This is a genomic window from Streptomyces sp. NPDC096310, assembly GCF_044763125.1.
In the GTDB taxonomy this organism is placed as follows: domain Bacteria; phylum Actinomycetota; class Actinomycetes; order Streptomycetales; family Streptomycetaceae; genus Streptomyces.
On record NZ_JBIWFO010000024.1, the window covers coordinates 75,175 to 93,133 of the forward strand.

Annotated in this window: 13 protein-coding genes; 9 read left to right on the top strand and 4 right to left on the bottom strand. The window is 71.5% G+C overall.

The window, feature by feature from the left end; genetic code table 11:
- Nucleotides 1-11: 11 nt before the first annotated feature.
- Complete coding sequence (gene pruA, locus ACIQ7D_RS31185) at nt 12-1,643, top strand: L-glutamate gamma-semialdehyde dehydrogenase (protein ID WP_403943353.1); 1,632 nt, start codon at nt 12-14, stop codon at nt 1,641-1,643.
- A 115-nt stretch (nt 1,644-1,758) separates the two neighbouring features.
- On the opposite strand, the gene ACIQ7D_RS31190 is transcribed toward pruA, so the two are convergent.
- Nucleotides 1,759-2,613: a DUF1206 domain-containing protein gene (locus ACIQ7D_RS31190; RefSeq protein WP_403943355.1), complete on the bottom strand. Its 855-nt coding sequence runs from the start codon at nt 2,611-2,613 to the stop codon at nt 1,759-1,761.
- Between the two features lie 347 nt (nt 2,614-2,960).
- On the opposite strand from ACIQ7D_RS31190, the gene ACIQ7D_RS31195 reads away from it, so the two are divergent.
- Entirely contained in the window at nt 2,961-3,089 is a 129-nt protein-coding gene (locus tag ACIQ7D_RS31195; protein WP_403943357.1) for a hypothetical protein, read from the top strand.
- A 52-nt stretch (nt 3,090-3,141) separates the two neighbouring features.
- On the opposite strand, the gene ACIQ7D_RS31200 is transcribed toward ACIQ7D_RS31195, so the two are convergent.
- Complete coding sequence (locus tag ACIQ7D_RS31200) at nt 3,142-4,725, bottom strand: purple acid phosphatase family protein (RefSeq protein ID WP_403943358.1); 1,584 nt, start codon at nt 4,723-4,725, stop codon at nt 3,142-3,144.
- Nucleotides 4,726-4,853: 128 nt separating this feature from the next.
- On the opposite strand from ACIQ7D_RS31200, the gene ACIQ7D_RS31205 reads away from it, so the two are divergent.
- From ACIQ7D_RS31205 to ACIQ7D_RS31220, 4 genes are all read left to right on the top strand, one after another.
- Nucleotides 4,854-5,900 (top strand): 3-isopropylmalate dehydrogenase, encoded by a 1,047-nt coding sequence (locus ACIQ7D_RS31205; RefSeq protein ID WP_403943360.1) that lies wholly within the window; start codon nt 4,854-4,856, stop codon nt 5,898-5,900.
- A 233-nt stretch (nt 5,901-6,133) separates the two neighbouring features.
- Nucleotides 6,134-7,234, top strand: coding sequence for a branched-chain amino acid aminotransferase (locus tag ACIQ7D_RS31210; RefSeq protein ID WP_403943363.1), 1,101 nt, complete (start codon nt 6,134-6,136; stop codon nt 7,232-7,234).
- A gap of 329 nt (nt 7,235-7,563) precedes the next feature.
- Nucleotides 7,564-9,171 carry a citramalate synthase gene (gene cimA / locus ACIQ7D_RS31215; RefSeq protein WP_403943364.1) on the top strand — a complete coding sequence of 536 codons (1,608 nt, stop codon included), beginning with the start codon at nt 7,564-7,566 and terminating at the stop codon, nt 9,169-9,171.
- Nucleotides 9,172-9,369: 198 nt separating this feature from the next.
- Nucleotides 9,370-10,740: a hypothetical protein gene (locus ACIQ7D_RS31220; RefSeq protein ID WP_403943367.1), complete on the top strand. Its 1,371-nt coding sequence runs from the start codon at nt 9,370-9,372 to the stop codon at nt 10,738-10,740.
- A 43-nt stretch (nt 10,741-10,783) separates the two neighbouring features.
- On the opposite strand, the gene ACIQ7D_RS31225 is transcribed toward ACIQ7D_RS31220, so the two are convergent.
- Nucleotides 10,784-11,401 carry a YceI family protein gene (locus ACIQ7D_RS31225; protein ID WP_403943369.1) on the bottom strand — a complete coding sequence of 206 codons (618 nt, stop codon included), beginning with the start codon at nt 11,399-11,401 and terminating at the stop codon, nt 10,784-10,786.
- A gap of 233 nt (nt 11,402-11,634) precedes the next feature.
- Between ACIQ7D_RS31225 and ACIQ7D_RS31230 the strand changes: the two genes are divergently transcribed.
- Entirely contained in the window at nt 11,635-12,144 is a 510-nt protein-coding gene (locus ACIQ7D_RS31230; protein WP_403943372.1) for a hypothetical protein, read from the top strand.
- Nucleotides 12,145-12,232: 88 nt separating this feature from the next.
- Here the strand turns inward: ACIQ7D_RS31230 and ACIQ7D_RS31235 are convergent, their stop codons facing one another.
- Nucleotides 12,233-13,432 carry a glycoside hydrolase family 64 protein gene (locus ACIQ7D_RS31235; RefSeq protein ID WP_403943374.1) on the bottom strand — a complete coding sequence of 400 codons (1,200 nt, stop codon included), beginning with the start codon at nt 13,430-13,432 and terminating at the stop codon, nt 12,233-12,235.
- A gap of 294 nt (nt 13,433-13,726) precedes the next feature.
- Between ACIQ7D_RS31235 and ACIQ7D_RS31240 the strand changes: the two genes are divergently transcribed.
- Nucleotides 13,727-16,123, top strand: a complete 2,397-nt coding sequence (locus ACIQ7D_RS31240) for a polysaccharide lyase 8 family protein (protein WP_403943377.1) — start codon at nt 13,727-13,729, stop codon at nt 16,121-16,123.
- A gap of 231 nt (nt 16,124-16,354) precedes the next feature.
- A complete protein-coding gene (locus ACIQ7D_RS31245) occupies nt 16,355-17,938 on the top strand; it encodes an acyl-CoA carboxylase subunit beta (protein WP_384993037.1) in 1,584 nt (527 codons plus the stop codon).
- Nucleotides 17,939-17,959 lie beyond the last annotated feature (21 nt).

Below are 17,959 nucleotides of genomic sequence, written 5' to 3' on the forward strand. Positions count from 1 at the left end.
ATGCGGCCCCCATGGACGCTGTGACCCAGGTTCCCGCACCGGTCAACGAGCCGGTGCACGGCTACGCCCCCGGCTCGCCCGAGCTGGCCCGGCTGGAGGCCCGGCTCAAGGAACTGGCCGAGAACCCCGTCGACCTGCCGATGACCATCGGCGGCGAGAAGCGGATGGGCGGCGGCGAGCGCGTCGACGTCGTCCAGCCGCACAACCACGGAGCCGTTCTGGGTACGTTCGCCGGCGCGACCCGGCGGGACGCCCAGGACGCGGTCGACGCCGCGCTGGCCGCCGCCCCCGCCTGGCGCGCGATGGCGTTCGACGACCGTGCCGCGATCATCCTGCGCGCCGCCGAACTGCTCGCGGGACCGTGGCGCGAGAAGCTGGCCGCCGCGACGATGCTCGGCCAGTCCAAGACGGCCCAGCAGGCCGAGATCGACTGTCCGTGCGAGCTGATCGACTTCTGGCGTTTCAACGTCAAGTACGCCCGTGACCTGCTCGCCGAGCAGCCGCCCGCCAACTCCCCGGGCGTCTGGAACCGGCTCGACCACCGCCCCCTCGAAGGGTTCGTCTACGCGATCACCCCCTTCAACTTCTCGGCGATCGCCGGCAACCTGCCCACCGCGCCCGCCCTCATGGGCAACGTGGTCGTCTGGAAGCCGTCCCCCACACAGACCCTCGCCGCGGTGCTGCTCATGGAGCTGCTGGAGGAGGCGGGGCTGCCCAAGGGCGTCATCAACCTCGTGACGGGCGACGGCGTCGCCGTCTCCGACGTGGCCCTCACCCACCCCGAGCTGGCGGGCATCCACTTCACCGGCTCGACCAGGACCTTCCAGCACCTGTGGAAGACGGTCGGCGCCAACATCGAGACGTACCGCTCCTACCCGCGCATCGTCGGCGAGACCGGCGGCAAGGACTTCGTCGTCGCCCATCCGAGCGCCGACCGGGCCGTCCTCAAGACGGCGCTGACCCGGGGCTCCTTCGAGTACCAGGGCCAGAAGTGCTCCGCGTCCTCGCGCGCGTACGTCCCCGCCTCGATCTGGAACGACGGCTTCCAGGAGGAGTTCGCGGCCGAGGTCAACGGGATCGCCATGGGCGACGTCACCGACCTGACCAACTTCATCGGCGCCGTCATCGACGAGCGCGCCTTCGCCAAGAACAAGGCCGCCATCGACCGTGCCGCCGCCGACCCGAGCTGCACGATCGTCGCGGGTGGCACGTACGACGACTCCGTCGGCTACTTCGTCCGGCCCACCGTCATCGTCTGCACCGACCCGGCGAACGAGGTCTTCACGACCGAGTACTTCGGCCCGATCCTCGCGGTGCACGTCTACGACGACGCCGACTACGACGCCGTCCTCGACCAGATGGAGTCCGTCTCGGCGTACGCCCTGACCGGCTCGGTCATCGCGGGCGACCGCGCCGCCGCCGCGCACGCGATGGAGAAGCTGCGCTACGCCGCCGGCAACTTCTACATCAACGACAAGTCGACCGGCGCCGTCGTCGGCCAGCAGCCCTTCGGCGGCGGCCGGGCCTCCGGCACCAACGACAAGGCGGGCGCCCCGCAGAACCTGATGCGCTGGACACTGACCCGCGCCATCAAGGAGACGCTGGTCCCGCCGACGGACTACCGCTACCCGCACATGGGCTGACGCCCCGGGGCCACCGCGCCCCCCTGCCCCTCCGGGATCCCGCCCTCGTACCGGTCACCACACCCCTCCGGTACGAGGGCGGCGCCGCGCCGGCCCCGCCCCGTACGCCCGTACCTCAGACCGTGCGCCAGCGGGCCATCGCCCAGGAGAAGAGCCCGAACAGCATCAGCCCCACCGCGACCAGCGCCAGCAGCCAGGGCCCCGCCGGGGTCTCGGTGAACGAGCGCAGCGTGTCGTCGAACCCCTTCGCCCGGTCCGGCTCGTACGCCACCGCCGCCAGCACCACGAAGACGCCCGCCGCCGTGAACAGGATTCCGCGCGCGGAGCCGCCGCCGACGCCCGTCACATCGACGAACCGCCTGGCCGGCCGCGACATCCCGGCGAGCTTCAGATGCTTGTGGTACTTACGGAGCACCGCGCGGACGCCGATCCACAGGCCCGCCGCCGCGATGCCCGCCCCGGCGATCCCCACGATCCACCGGCCGCCGGGCAGCTCCAGCGCCCTGGCCGTCACATCCCGCGACTCCTGGTCGCTCGAACCGCTCCCGCTGCCCTGGTCACCGGCGGCGAACGCCAGCACGGAGTAGGCGGTGAACCCGTAGAAGACGGCGCGCCCCGCAGACAGCAACCGCTTGCCCGCCTTGCGTCCGTCGGGCCCCGCCGCGCCGAACAGCGCCTCGGAGAGCCGCCACAGCGCCATCCCCACGAGCCCGGCCCCCAGCGCCCAGAGCAGTACGGCGCCCATCGGTTTCGCCGCGAGCTCCGCGAGCGCGCCACCCCGGTCGGCCTGCCGACCGCCCTCGCTCCCGCCGCCGTCACCGAACGCGACGCGCAGCGCGAGCGCCCCGATGAGCAGATAGATCACCCCACGCGCGGCGAACCCCCAGCGGGCCGCCATATCCATGGCCCTGCTGTTGGCGGCCCGCTCCGCGGTACCCCGTCCCCTGTGCGTCAGCGCCTGTGCGTCCATGAGCGACCTCCGCGCCATCGGGTTCCCCCACCGGCGCGCGGGAAACGAGGGTGTGCGCGAAGCGGACGCAGGCAGACCACTCGCCGCACGGCTCCCACCGGGGAAGCGGTCCCGTATGACCACCGTCTCAGATAGTAGGAAGTCCGAGTAATCATGAAGACAGACCGGCCGCCCTCGCTTAGTTTGGAATGAGCCGAACGTCTCGCTCCATCCAGCGAATGGCGGCCGCCGGCACGCGCCCCCACGCAGGCAACCCCTGCCGCGTATGCCCCCGCCCCTTCCGGCGCCTCGCAGATGCATCACGCGGCCCTGCCGCGTGGCTCAGCTATCTCAAGGAGTCGATCACCATGGCCAAGACCACTGTCCGCCGTGTCCGCCGCGCCCCCCGCGCCGCCGAGGCCGAGCGCAAGAACGCCGCCGCCGCCCTCCAGCGGGCCCTCGACCGGAGGGACAACGGCGGCGCGACCGGTCACTGAACGGCCGGGAACCGCGGGCGGGTGAACGGGTCGCCGGGCGGCCGGTGCGGTGTCAGCGGGTGATCGTGAAGTGGTCCACCCGGTGGCCCGTCTCCGCGAGCGCCGAGACCTTGAGCGCCGGCCGGGGCCCGGACGCCACCTCGACCGCCAGGAACGAGAACCCGGTGTAGCGCACGCGCGACCACTCCACCGTCTCGGCGGCCTTCGCGCCGCCCTTCGCCCAGTGGTACGTGGGGACCGACTCCAGGTCGGCGACATGGCCCTCGTAACTGTCCGGTACGGGGAAGTCGTACAGCGCCTTGCCCGCGCCGCCCGCCGTCACGTACACGATGCCGTCCCGTACGGAGCTGACGGACTCGCCGACCGGCACCGTGCGGCCGACGGCGCCGCCGCGCAGCGCGTCCGTCCGCTCGTACACATGGTTGTGGCCGTTGATCACCAGGTCCACCCGGTGCTTGTCGAAGAGCGGCACCCACGCGTCGCGCACCCCGCCGTCCGAGGCGTGCGCGTTGGTCGTGGAGAAGGCGCAGTGGTGGAAGAACACCACGACGAAGTCGATGTCCTTGTTCCTGCGCAGCTCGCCCAGGCGCCGGTCCAGCCAGCGCGTCTGGGCGCCGTCCGTGTACCCGGTGTTGGCGCGGATCTCGTTCGACACGTCGTTGGCGTCCAGCGCCACCACGCCGACGTTGCCGTACGTGAACGAGTAGACGCCCGGCGACTTCTCCGCGTCGAGGCCGCCGCCCGGCAGGCTCCAGCGCGCGTTCTGCCCGCCGTAGCCGTGCGGCGAGTACCAGGCCTCCATGTCGTGGTTGCCGGTGGTCACCATCCACGGCACCCGCGAGGCCACCGACTCCGTCTGCGCGAGGAACTGGTCCCACACCCGCGCGTCGTAGGTGTCCGCGGCCTGCCCCTGGCCGCTGCTGTCCGCGTAGCAGATGTCCCCCGCGTGCAGGTGGAAGGCCGGGTTCTGGCCCAGGATCACCTGGTCGTTGGCGAGCGCGTCGTACGAGACGCCCTGGTCGCCGAAGGCCGTGAAGACGAACGACCCGGCACGGGACGGGGCCGTGCGGAAGCTCCCGACCGTCCCGAGGTTGCGCCCGTCCGCCGGGTCGAAGCCGCTGTGGCCGACGCCGTAGTAGTACGTCGTACCGGGACGCAGCCGCTCCAGCGAGACATGCAGGTAGTACTGGTCCACGGCGGGCAGCTTCGCCGAGAGCGACGGCGTGTGCAGCGGCCGTACCTCGGCCCTGATCCGCTGACTGAGGTCCCAGGGCTTCAGCCCCACCCGCAGATACGGGTCCTTCACCGGCAGCGGCACCTGCCAGGACACCGACATCATGGTCCTCGGGTCCGCGCCGAAGGCCAGATGGCGGCCGAACGGGGCCACCAGCGCCCCGTCCACCCGGGTGGCCGCCGACGACGGCAGGAACCCGGCGGCGGACGTCGCGGTCTCGGCGGTGGCGGCGCTCGCGCCCAGCAGCCCGGCGCCCGCCACGGTGGACGCGGCCACGGTCCCGGCGCGCAGCAGGCCGCGCCGAGAGGGTCGCCGCTTCCACGCCCGCAGGTACTCGTGCTGCTCCGGCATGGTCATACGGGAGGCGAGAGAGTCGGGAATGCCGACGCGGGGAGTGTCCATGAACCGACCGTGACACCGGCCGGTGGCGGATACGTGGAGCAAAGGCGTACAACGGACGACCGATTCGCAATGTGTCCACAGAATGGACGCATCGTGTCAGGCACTGGGACGGGGAGTAGGGTGCCGTCATGTCTCGCAGCCTCAATCTCGCAGTGATCCCCGGTGACGGCATCGGCCAGGAGGTCGTGGCTCAGGGCCTCAAGGTCCTGAGTGCGGTTCTCCCGCAGGATGTGAAGCTGGAGACCAAGGAGTACGACCTCGGCGCACAGCGCTGGCACCGTACCGGGGAAACCCTCCCCGACGCGGAGCTGGAGGCCCTGAAGGGGCACGACGCCATCCTCCTCGGCGCGATCGGCGACCCCTCCGTGCCGTCCGGCGTCCTGGAGCGCGGGCTGCTGCTCAAGCTGCGCTTCGCCTTCGACCACTACGTGAACCTGCGCCCGTCGAAGCTCTTCCCCAACACGGACACGCCGCTGGCCGGCCGCCCGGACATCGACTTCGTCGTCGTCCGCGAGGGCACCGAGGGCCCGTACACGGGCAACGGCGGCTCCCTGCGCACCGGTACGCCCGCCGAGGTGGCCACCGAGGTCAGCCTCAATACGGCGTACGGCGTCGAGCGGGTCGTCCGTGACGCGTACGAGCGGGCCAACTCCCGTCCCCGCAAGAAGCTGACGCTGGTCCACAAGAACAACGTCCTCGTCTACGCGGGCCACATGTGGAAGAACATCTTCGACCGGGTGGGCCAGGAGTACCCCGAGGTCACCACCGACTACCTGCATGTCGACGCCGCGACGATCTTCTTCGTCACCCAGCCGGACCGCTTCGACGTGATCGTCACCGACAACCTCTTCGGCGACATCCTCACCGACCTCGCCGCTGCCGTGACCGGCGGCATCGGCCTGGCCGCGTCCGCGAACATCAACCCGGACCGTACGTTCCCGTCCATGTTCGAGCCGGTCCACGGATCGGCCCCGGACATCGCGGGCCAGGGCAAGGCCGACCCCACAGCCACCATCCTCTCCGTCGCCCTGCTGCTGAGGCACCTCGGCTTCGACGCCGAGGCCGTCCGGATCGAGGAGGCCGTCGCGGCCGACCTCGCCGGACGCGACGCCGCGGCGTCCCCGCGCACCACCGACGAGATCGGCGACGCGCTCGCGGTACGCGTAGCGAGCTGACCCGTCGACTTCTTACGCAGCCGCCGGGTCCACTGGAACCCGGCGGCCGCGTCGTGCGTGCGGCCACCGGGTCCCGACATCCGTTCCCGGATCGCACTCACCCCCATTTCCCGCGCCCCGCCGCCCGAGCGATAATCGCTGTGGGCCGCGGCATGCGGGAATGCTCGGACGTCCTATCAGCAGTAGCGGCGTGAGCGCGGTCCGTCACACCCAAACGTGAAGGACGAGTATTCATGACCACGCCCACGAACACGCCGACGATCGAACTGAAGCCCTCCTCGCACCCGCTGTCCGACGCGGAACGCGAGGCGCTGCTGGCCGATCCGGGCTTCGGCCGCCACTTCACCGACCACATGGTGACGATCCGGTGGACCGAGGGCAGGGGCTGGCACGACGCCCAGCTCGTCCCGTACGGCCCGCTCTCGCTGGACCCGGCCAACATGACCCTGCACTACGCGCAGGAGATCTTCGAAGGGCTCAAGGCCTACCGGCTGCCCGACGGCTCGGTCGCCACCTTCCGCCCCGAGGCCAACGCCGCCCGCTTCCAGAGCTCGGCACGCCGCCTCGCCATGCCGGAGCTGCCCGCCGAGACCTTCCTCGCGGCGTGCGACGCGCTGGTCCAGCAGGACAAGGCATGGGTCCCCGCGCACGGCGGCGAGGAATCCCTCTACCTGCGCCCGTTCATGTTCGCGACCGAGGTCGGCCTCGGTGTGCGCCCGGCCAACGAGTACCTGTTCCTGGTCATCGCCTCGCCGGCGGGCGCGTACTTCCCCGGTGGCGTGCGGCCCGTCTCCGTCTGGCTCTCGGAGAACTACGTCCGCGCCGTCCCCGGCGGTATCGGCGACGCCAAGACGGGCGGCAACTACGCGGCCTCCCTGCTGGCCCAGGCCGAGGCGGCCGAGAAGGGCTGTGCCCAGGTGGCCTACCTCGACGCGGTCGAGCACCGCTGGGTCGAGGAACTGGGCGGGATGAACCTGTACTTCGTGTACGGCGACCGCATCGTCACCCCGGAGCTCACCGGCTCCCTGCTGGCCGGGATCACCCGGGACTCGCTCCTCACCCTCGCGGGCGACCTCGGCTACACCTCCGAGGCGGGCCGGGTCTCCAAGGACGACTGGCGCCGCGACACCGAGAACGGCACCCTCACCGAGGTCTTCGCCTGCGGTACGGCCGCGGTGATCACCCCGGTCGGCACCGTCAAGTCGGCGAGCGGTGAGTGGACGCAGTCCGGCGGCGAGCCCGGCGAGGTCACCATGAAGCTGCGCAAGGCGCTGCTCGACATCCAGCGGGGCATCGCGCCCGACCTCCACGGCTGGATGCACCGGCTCGGCTGACGGCGATCCCGCCCGGCCGGGGAGAACCCGGCCGGGCGGGGCTGGTGCTCGTTCGTATCGTGAGACGGGTCTTTCGGGACGCGCGAGACATGCGAAAATCGGCCCGTGCTCTCGTTCGCCATCATTATCGGCAGCAAGCGCGCCGGTCCGCAGTGACCGCCCCGTACCACCCCGTACGGCGCGGCCATCGTGCCCCGGACCCGCGCGCAGACCTCTCGCACCCGCGAGGGGTTTTTTCGTTTTCCGGCCCCACCCCGGCCGAAAGCGAACGGCACGCGATGATGGGGGCAAGTGGAGCCAGACCTTCCACTCGACAGGAGCAGGACACCATGACCACAGAGTCCACGGCGGCCGACGACAGTTTTCATGTCTTCGACACGACGCTGCGCGACGGTGCGCAGCGCGAGGGCATCAATCTGACCGTCGCCGACAAGCTGGCCATCGCCCGGTATCTGGACGACTTCGGCGTGGGCTTCATCGAGGGCGGCTGGCCCGGCGCCAACCCGCGTGACACCGAGTTCTTCGCCCGCGCCCAGCAGGAGATCGAGTTCCGGCACGCGCAGCTCGTCGCCTTCGGTTCCACCCGCCGCCCCGGAGCCAAAGCCTCCGAGGACCCACAGGTCAGAGCCCTGGTCGAGTCCGGCGCCCCCGTGGTGACCCTGGTCGCCAAGTCGCACGACCGCCATGTCGAGCTGGCCCTGCGCACCACGCTGGACGAGAACATCGCGATGATCCGCGACACCGTCTCCTACCTGCGCGAACAGGGCCGCCGCGTCTTCGTCGACTGCGAGCACTTCTTCGACGGCTACCGCGCCAACCCCGAGTACGCCAAGTCCGTCGTCCGCGCCGCCACCGAGTCCGGCGCCGACGTGGTCGTCCTCTGCGACACCAACGGCGGCATGCTGCCCGCGCAGATCCAGGCCGTCGTCGCCACCGTCCTCGCCGACACCGGCGCCCGCCTCGGCATCCACGCCCAGGACGACACCGGCTGCGCCGTCGCCAACACTCTCGCCGCCGTCGACGCCGGCGCCACCCACGTCCAGTGCACGGCCAACGGCTACGGCGAGCGCGTCGGCAACGCCAACCTCTTCCCCGTCGTCGCCGCGCTGGAGCTGAAGTACGACAAGCGCGTCCTGCCCGAGGGCTCGCTCGCCGAGATGACCCGGATCTCGCACGCCATCGCCGAGATCGTCAACCTCGCCCCCTCCACCCACCAGCCGTACGTCGGCCTCTCGGCCTTCGCGCACAAGGGCGGACTCCACGCCTCCGCGATCAAGGTCGACCCCGACCTCTACCAGCACATCGCCCCCGAGCGGGTCGGCAACACCATGCGGATGCTCGTCTCCGACATGGCGGGCCGCGCCTCCGTCGAGCTGAAGGGCAAGGAGCTGGGCATCGACCTCGGCGGCGACCGGGACCTGGTCGGCCGGGTCGTCGGCCGGGTCAAGGAGCAGGAGCTGAGGGGGTACACGTACGAGGCGGCCGACGCCTCCTTCGAGCTGATGCTCCGCGCGGAGGTCGAGGGCCGGCCGCGCCAGTACTTCCGTACGGAGTCCTGGCGCGCGATCGTCGAGGACCGCCCCGACGGCACCCACGCCAACGAGGCGACGGTGAAGCTGTGGGCCAAGGGCGAGCGCATCGTCGCCACCGCTGAGGGCAACGGCCCCGTCAACGCGCTGGACCGGGCCATGCGGTCCGGCCTTGAGCGCATCTACCCGCAGCTCGCCAAGTTGGAACTGGTGGACTACAAGGTCCGCATCCTGGAGGGCCGGCACGGTACGGAGTCCACCACTCGGGTACTGATCACCACGGGCGACGGCACGGGCGAGTGGTCGACGGTGGGCGTCGGCGAGAACGTGATCGCCGCGTCCTGGCAGGCGCTGGAGGACGCGTACACGTACGGACTGCTCCGCGCCGGGATCGAGCCGGCGGAGTAGCGGGGGCGACCGGGCGGAGCGGGAGCGGGCCGGTGGTGCGGGAGCGGGCCGGTGGTGCGGGAGCGGGCCGGGGGAGCGGGCACGGGAGCGGGCGGGCGCGGTGCGTGGGTCCGCCGGTCCCGCCGCAGCCCCGCGCGCTTCTCGCTCCGTCCCGTCGCCGCCCGTCCGGTATCGCCCTGCTTCGGGTAGCGTCGACGTATGAGGTCGAGGCTGATTTTCCTCCTGTCCGGACTGCTTCTCGCCCTGTCGGCCGCCGCCTTCGGGGTCGCGCCCGGCGCGCAGGCCGCCACCACGGGCCCCGCGACCGTGGCCGAAGCCCTGAAGAAGGGCCCGGTCTATGTGGACCCGGCGGCCAGGGACCAGCTCTCGGCCGCGCAGGCCGACGCGCTGGCCAAGAAGATCAAGGACGCCGACAAGCCCCTCTTCGTGGCGGTCCTGCCGGACACCGCGCAGTTCCCGGCGGCGAGCGTACTGCGCACCGTACGGACCGACACGGGTGTGACGGGGCTGTACGCCATCCGCCTCGGCGACCGGTTCAACGCGGGCGCCGATCCGTCCGTCCTCTCCCGGCAGGCCGTCTCGAACCTGGTCGCGGGGGTCAAGGCGGGCGGCGCCCCCGTGGACGCCGCCACCCAGCTCTCCGACTTCGTGGACCAGGCGCTCCCGCAGACCCGGGGCCGGGCGCCGGAATCCTGGGGCGGCGGTTCCGGGGACGGCGCGGGCAGTTCCTCCGCGGGGCTGATCGTGCTCGGCTCGGTGGTCGTGGTGGGCGGCGCGGGCGCCTACGCCGTGGTCCGCAGGAACCGCCGGAAGCAACTGGAGCGCGAGCAGGGGGCCCTGGACAAGCTGCGGGTCGTCGTCGACGAGGACATCACCGCGTTCGGCGAGGAGCTGGACCGGCTCGACTTCCACCCTTCGGAACCGGGCGCCGACGACGCGATGCGCGGCGACTACGCACACTCGCTGGACGCCTATGAACAGGCGAAGTCGCTGATGGGCGCGGCCCGTCGCCCGGACGACGTACGCGGGGTGACCCGGACGCTGGAGGACGGCCGCTTCTCGCTGGCGACGCTGGCCGCGCGCCGGGAGGGCGCCCCGCTGCCGGAGCGACGCTCGCCCTGCTTCTTCGACCCGCGCCACGGCCCGTCGACCACGGACGCGCAGTGGTCCCCGCCCACCGGGGTGCGGCGTACGGTGCCGGTCTGCGCGGCGGACGCGGCGCGGCTGGCCGACGGCGATGACCCGATGACCCGTACGGTCCAGACCGACCAGGGGCCGCGCCCGTACTGGGACGCTGGCCCGGCGTACGGACCGTGGGCGGGCGGCTACTTCGGCGGCGGACTGCTGCCCGGCCTGCTGGTGGGCACGATGCTCGGTTCGATGATGGCGAGCCCCGCCTACGCCGCCGACCTGGGCGGCGACTACGGATCCGGCTTCGAGGGCGGCGACCAGTCGGGCGCCGACTTCAACCCGGACGACTTCGGGGGCGGTGGCTTCGGCGGGGGAGGGGACTTCGGCGGAGGCGGCGACTTCGGAGGCGGCGGCGACTTCGGCGGAGGCGGCTTCTGACGGACCCGAAGGCCCGTCGCCGCCGCGCCGGTCGTCCGTGGCCTCAGGCGGCCTCGGGGCCCTGCTTGATCGCGGAGATGTCGAAGCCCAGCTTCACCTTGTCGCTGACCAGCACGCCGCCGGTCTCCAGCGAGGCGTTCCAGGTCAGGCCCCAGTCGGAGCGCAGGATGGTCGCGCTGCCCTCGAAGCCGACGCGCTCGTTGCCGTAGACGTCGGTGGCGGAGCCGTGGAACTCCAGGTCGATGGAGAGCGGACGGGTGACGTCCTTGATCGTCAGGTCGCCGGTGACGCGGTACGTCTCCGCGTCGATCCGCTCGGCGGCGGTGGAGCGGAAGGTCATCGCCGGGAACGTCTCGGCGTCGAAGAAGTCGGCGCCGCGGAGGTGTCCGTCGCGGTCGGGCGCGCCGGTGTCGATGCTGGCGATCGAGACGTCGATGGACGCCGTGGAGTTCGCCGGGTCCGAGCCGTCCAGGTGGAGCGTGCCCTCGTGCTCCGTGAAGGTGCCGCGCACATTGGTCACCATGGCGTGGCGCACGGTGAAGCTGATCGTGCTGTGCGCGGGGTCGATGGTGTACGCGCCGGTGAGCGCGGCCAGCGCCGGGTCCGCCTCGGCGGTGGCGGTCGGGGCGGTGCTGTCGTTCTTACGGCCGAAGAGAGCCATGATTCCTCCAGGTGCGGGTTTGTTTAACCTTCAATGACTGCCACCTTAGACCTATCTCGTTCAAGGTTCAACAACATCGTGATATTCACACGAACGGGTGCGGCGACTCCTCTGGCGGACGCGCGTAGACATCGGGCAGGATCAGCCCCGCACCGCCTGCTCCACCGCACCGCCTGCTCCACCGCACCGCCTACCCCACGACGTCACGGTCTTCAGCAGGAGGCATTCCCCCCATGAGAATCCGCTCCGTCCTCACCGCGCTCGCCCTGGTCCTCGGCGCTTTCCTCGCCCCCGGCTTCGGGGTCTTCAGCTCCGCCACCGACGCCCAGGCGGCCACAAAGATCACCCACGCCACCGCGTCCTCGATGTTCAACTCGTCCGGCATCGCCTGGGTCTCCAGCGGCGGCTGCTCCAACCGGAACATCGCGACCTGTACCTCGTTCGACCAGCTCAACCTGGACACCGCCAAGGGAGCGCAGACGCTGAAGAGCGCCACGGGCTGCGCCCTCACCATCACCGGAGGCACGGAGACCGGGCACGCGAGCGGCACGTACTCGCACTGGAACGGCTACAAGCTCGACTTCAGCAAGTCCACCTGTGTCACCAACTACATCAAGAACACCTTCACGTACATCGGGGTGCGCGGCGACGGCGCCCCGCAGTGGAAGTCCGGCTCCGGCAACGTCTACGCGGACGAGGGCAACCACTGGGACGTCACGTACTACAACTGCGGCGGCTGCTGACCACCACCGCACGGCGCGGTGCCCCGCCTCTCCGTCCGTCACCGGGGAGAGGCGGGGCACCGCCGTGTGGGGGGTGGGGTGTCCCGGGTCAGGAGCCGACCGAGACCGTCCAGCGGCGCGGGTTGCCGTCGTGCGCCGCGCCCGAGACGTCCGGCTGGCCGTCCGCCTGGACGTCGTCGTACGGGAACGCGTACCCGACCGGGTTGTTGTCGTGCACGATCCGCGCGAAGTGGTTGGTCACCGGGTCCTGGTAGTAGTCCGCCGCCGTGAGACCGTTCGGCGTCCGGGTGTGGGTGAGCAGCGTCGAGCGGTTGAACGCCGCCGCGAGCCGGGCGAGCAGCCCCTTCTTGTCGTCCGAGTCGGCGGGGTTGTTGGCGAACGGGCCGCTGTTGCAGGTGAAGATGTCCATCGAGGTCGGCTTGGCGAAGGTGTGGCCGCCGTTGAAGGTGAGCGTGTCACCGCTGACCCGGCCGGTGAAGACGCCCCGGCCGCCCTGGAGGTCGATGGTCAGATCGGTGCTGCGGTACTTCTCCCAGACCTGGTCGGCGTAGCCCTCGAAGACGCCGCCGAACCCGGTCTGACCCGGCAGGTTCTGCGGCGAGATGACCCGCAGCACCTTCCCGTCCGCGTTGCGCAGGACCAGCTTGTCCCACGGGTGGCCGTCCTTCGCCGCCTGGGCGGTGAGGCCGTCCGCGATCCGCTCCAGCGCGCCCTCGGGCAGCGGGGCGACCGTATGGGTGGCGTCGCCCTCCAGCGAGATGCCGATGGGCAGGGCCGTCACCAGGTCGACATAGCTGATGTTGGAGAAGAGCTGGTCCTGGTTGAAGGTGAACTCGCAGAACGACCAGGTACGGCCGTAGTTGGGGTCCGCCTCGGTCGCGAACGCCGGCTCGACCAGGGCCGGCCCCGGGTTGAGGAGGAAGTCCAGCTTGTCGTCGCGTACGAAGTAGACACGGGCGCCGAACATCTGGGGCAGCCGCAGCACGACGGGCGCACCGCCCGCCGGGTTCAGCGGGATCGCGCAGTCCACCGGCAGCGGGGTCCCCGGGGCGCCGACGGACTCCGGCCGGTAGACGCTGCCGTCGGCGCGCAGCAGGACCCAGCCGCCCTGGTCGTGGCCGGTCACATAGGCGTTGACCGCGCCGGGCAGCGACTTGTTCTGAAGGGCGAGTTCGCAGGTCTCCGGGGCGGCCGAGGCCTGCGGGCTGAGCGCGCTTCCCCAGACGGGGTAGGTGAGCGCCGTCGCGGCGGCGGCCGTGCCGGTGAGGAACAGGCGGCGGGATATCACGGAAGTACTCCTGATACGTGGGGGTGCACGAGGGCGCGGCGGGTGGGAGGAGGCGCCCAGCGTGGCCCCCCAGCCTCGCGTCGGGTGGGGAACGAGTCAAGAGTTGAGGCTGAGAGCGCTCTCACAATCGGGGAGAAATGACGGGCCGTCACGATCCGTGCATGAGTGGCGGGTTGACGCCGGACGAGGGCTGAAGGTGGCCGACCGCGACGCTCCCACCGTTGAAAGCGGCGACGGACGGTGCTAGACCAACGGGCAGCCGGTCCGCACCACTTCCGTCCCCGGAGGCCTCCCGTGTCGCTGCCGCCCGCCTGGACCCGTCGTACCGTGCTCACCGCCCTGGCCGCGACCGGCGCGGGCACCCTCCCGTACGTGTCCGCCCAGGCCGCCGAGGCACGCCCGGCCGCTCGGGAAGCCGACCCCGCCGACCCGTTCGAGGAGCTGCGGCTGCGCTGGGTGGAGCACTCGCTCGGCAGCGGATACGACCCCGCCGCCGCCCCGTACGCCGCCCGCCTCGCCGAGACCGGCGAACTGGCCGCCCGCTTCCGGCGGACGATGGCCCCGGCCGCCGCCTCCCTCTGGCCCGACCACCCGTACGACCCGCCCGCAGGCATCACCCAGAGCTACAGCAGGCTCTGGACCATGGTCCGTGCCTACGCCCAGCCGGGCACCGGGCTCACCGGGGACACCGGCCTCCTCACCGCCGTACTCCAGGGACTCGACCATCTCGCCGCGACCGTCTACCACCCCGCCACCGCCCCGTACGGCAACTGGTGGGAGTGGCAGATCGGCAGCCCCCGGCTGCTCATGGACATCACCGCCGTCCTGTACGACCGGCTCACCGCCACGCAGCGCGCCGCCGGGACCGCCGCCGTCGACCACTTCATCCCCGACACGCTGCTCGCCGACTACACGGGCACCAGCACCGGCGCCAACCGCGTCGACCTCTGCCGCTCCGTCGCCCTGCGCGGCGTCCTCGGCCGGGCGCCCGACCGGATCGCGCTCGCCCGCGACGCGCTCTCGCCCGTCTTCCCGTACGTCACGAAGGGCGACGGGCTCTACGCCGACGGATCGTTCGTCCAGCACACCTGGGTCGCCTATTCCGGGACGTACGGGCAGGTCATGCTGGACGGCCTCGGCCGCCTTCTCACCCTGCTCGCGGGCTCGCCCTGGGCCGTCACGGACCCGGCCCGGCAGACCGTCCTCGACAGCGTGGAGCGCGCGTACGCCCCGCTGATCTACAACGGACTGATGATGGACAGCGTCAACGGGCGCGCCGTCAGCCGCGGACTCCTCCGGAGCGACGAGCGGCAGGTGCTGCGGAGCGACCACTTCCACGGCCAGGGGGTGATCGCCGCGATCACGCTGCTCGCGGGCGCGGCGGGCGCCGCCGAGCGCGAGCGGTGGACGGCGCTGGTCAAGGGGTGGATCGAACGGGACACGGTGTCGCCCGTCCTCACCGCCCGCCAGTTCGACGTCGCCGATCTCGCCCGGCTGGCCGCCGTCGCCGCCTCGGATGTGCCCGCCGCCCCCGAACCGACCGGCCACACCCTCTTCGCCGCCATGGACCGGGCCGTGCACCGCGGGCCGGGGTGGGCCGCCAACATCTCCATGGCCTCCGACCGGATCGCGCACTACGAGTGCGGCAACGGCGAGAACCCGCGCGGCTGGCACACCGGCGCGGGGATGCTCCTGTGGTGGTGCGCGGACCGGGGCGGCGACCGGACCGCCGACCAGTACACGAACTGGTTCTGGCCCACGGTCGACCCGTACCGGCTGCCCGGTACGACGGTCTCCACCCGGCGTCTGCCGGACCGCGCGGGCGGCGAGTGGGGCGAGCCGAAACCGGACGTACGGTGGGTCGGCGGCGCGACCGACGGGACGTACGCCGCCGTCGGACAGCACCTCAAGGGGCTCGGCTCCACGCTTGAAGCCCGCTTGTCCTGGTTCTGCCTCGCGGACGCGGTCGTCTGCCTCGGCGCCGGGATCAGCGCCATGGACGGGGTGCCCGTCGAGACGATCGTCGACAACCGCAATCTGGGGGAGCTGCCCGGGAGCGTTTTCACCCTCGGCCCCGGCGGTGACCGGACCCGCTGGGCCCATCTCGCCGGCCACGGCGGCTGGGTCTTCCCCGGGGGCGCGCGGGTACAGACCCTCGCCGAGGCGCGCACCGGCGCGTGGAGCGACATCAACACCACCAGCTCACCCGAACGCCGTACCCGCCACTACCGGAGTCTCTGGCTCGACCACGGCACCGACCCGGTGGCCGCCTCGTACACATATCTGCTGATGCCCGGCGCGTCCCGGCGCGACGTCGCCGCGCGCGCCGCCGACCGGCGATGGCTGGAGACCCTGGCCAACACGGACGCCGCGCAGGCCGTCGCGGTCCGCTCCCTCGGTTGTGTCGCCGCGAACTTCTGGCGCCCGGGGACGGCGGGGCCGCTCACCGCGACCGCCCCCGCGAGCGTCCTGGCCGTGGAACGGGGCCGTACCGCCACCCTGCACCTCGGCGAGCCACCCCGGACGGGCGAGCCCCTGGAGATCGTCTGGGACCGGCCGCACCGCCCGGTACGGCGCGTCACCTCCCACGACCCGTCCGTCGAGGTCCTGACCGCGGGCCGTACGGTACGGCTGAGGGTCACCCCGGGAACGGCCGGCGCCACCCATGGCTGCACCATGGAGCTGCGCTGAGCAGGGCGGATCCCCACCGTCGCCGCCCGGGACCACACCGCCCCCCTCCGCAGGACCCGCAGGACCCGCAGGCCCCGAAGGTCTAGGGGATCCCTACAACCGACGGGGGCACCGTCCTGTGCGGTGGCGCCGTAACGGGCCCGGTTCTGTCCATGCCCACCAGGAATACCGCCGGGAGACTGTGTGGAGTCGACGGCGCGCATTCCTTGGTCGGGTTCGTAGGGTTGGCACATGACCGTAGTGGACGAGACGCCGAGCGAGCCCACCGACGCCCGGGGCCGGGTGGCAGAACTGCACGCGCTGCGCGAGACGGCCCGCCGAGGGCCCAGTGACCGCGCGACCGAGGCCCAGCGCGCCAAGGGCAAGCTGACCGCGCGTGAGCGCATCGAGCTGCTGCTCGACGAGGGGTCGTTCAAGGAGGTCGAGCAGTTGCGCCGGCACCGGGCGACCGGCTTCGGCCTGGAGGCGAAGAAGCCGTACACCGACGGTGTGATCACCGGCTGGGGCACGGTGGAGGGCCGTACGGTCTTCGTCTACGCCCACGACTTCCGGATCTTCGGCGGCGCCCTCGGCGAGGCGCACGCCACGAAGATCCACAAGATCATGGACATGGCCATCTCGGCCGGTGCCCCCCTGGTCTCGCTCAACGACGGCGCCGGCGCCCGCATCCAGGAGGGCGTCTCCGCGCTCGCCGGATACGGCGGCATCTTCCAGCGCAACACCCGCGCCTCTGGTGTCATCCCGCAGATCAGCGTGATGCTCGGCCCGTGCGCGGGCGGCGCCGCCTACAGCCCCGCCCTCACGGACTTCGTCTTCATGGTCCGCGAGACCTCGCAGATGTTCATCACCGGCCCCGATGTGGTCAAGGCCGTGACCGGCGAGGAGATCACCCAGAACGGTCTGGGCGGCGCGGACGTGCACGCCGAGACCTCGGGCGTCGCGCACTTCGCGTACGACGACGAGGAGACCTGCATCGCCGAGGTGCGCTACCTCCTGTCGATGCTGCCGCAGAACAACCGCGAGAACCCGCCCACGGTCGTCTCCGAGGACCCGGCGGACCGCCGCTCCGACGTCCTGCTCGACCTCGTGCCCGCCGACGGCAACCGCCCGTACGACATGCACAAGGTCATCGAGGAACTGGTCGACGACGGCGACTTCCTGGAGATCCACGAGCGGTGGGCCCGTAACATCATCTGCGCGCTGGCCCGGGTCGACGGCCAGGTCGTCGGCATCGTCGCCAACCAGCCGCAGTCCCTGGCCGGGGTGCTGGACATCGAGGCATCGGAGAAAGCTGCACGCTTTGTCCAGATGTGCGACGCTTTCAACATTCCGATCGTCACGTTGCTGGACGTGCCCGGCTTCCTGCCGGGCGTCGACCAGGAGCACGGCGGAATCATCCGGCACGGCGCCAAACTGCTCTACGCCTACTGCAACGCGACCGTGCCGCGGATCTCCCTGATCCTGCGCAAGGCGTACGGAGGCGCGTACATCGTCATGGACTCCCAGTCCATCGGGGCCGACCTGACCTACGCCTGGCCCACCAACGAGATCGCGGTGATGGGCGCCGAAGGCGCCGCCAATGTCATCTTCCGCAAGCAGATCGCCGAGGCCGAGGACTCCGAGGCCATGCGCGCCCGCATGGTCAAGGAGTACAAGGCCGAGCTGATGCATCCCTACTACGCGGCGGAGCGCGGCCTCGTCGACGACGTCATCGACCCGGCGGAGACCCGCGAGGTCCTGGCCGCCGCGCTCGCGATGCTCCGTACCAAGCACGCGGACCTGCCGTCCCGCAAGCACGGCAACCCCCCGCAGTGACGCGGAGCCCCGCACGCCCCA